The sequence below is a fragment of the Erwinia sp. PME.40.26/001 genome, from assembly GCF_055556675.1.
On sequence record NZ_JBVHNP010000258.1, the window covers coordinates 1 to 260 of the forward strand.

The window sequence follows — 260 nt, forward strand, 5'->3', positions numbered from 1 at the left end:
TCAGCCGGCTTCCGGCGCGCTCAGTCGAACAGGCTGGAAACCGAGCTTTCGTCGGCAATGCGGCGGATCGCCTCGCCGATCAGCGGGGCGATCGTCATCACGCGGATGCGGTCGGAGTCGCGCGTCGCCTCGGTCGGCAGGATGGTGTCGGTGATGACCAGTTCCTTCAGCGCCGAATTGCCGACCCGCGCCACCGCACCGCCCGACAGCACGCCGTGGGTGATGTAGGCGGCAACGCCCTTGGCCCCGGCGTCCATCAG

1 pseudogene is annotated in these 260 nt (G+C 68.8%); it reads right to left on the bottom strand.

What is annotated here, in order from left to right:
- Window positions 1-20 precede the first annotated feature (20 nt).
- A pseudogene (locus ACZ3HG_RS24095) lies at window positions 21-260 on the bottom strand (ribose-phosphate pyrophosphokinase); the annotation flags it as partial.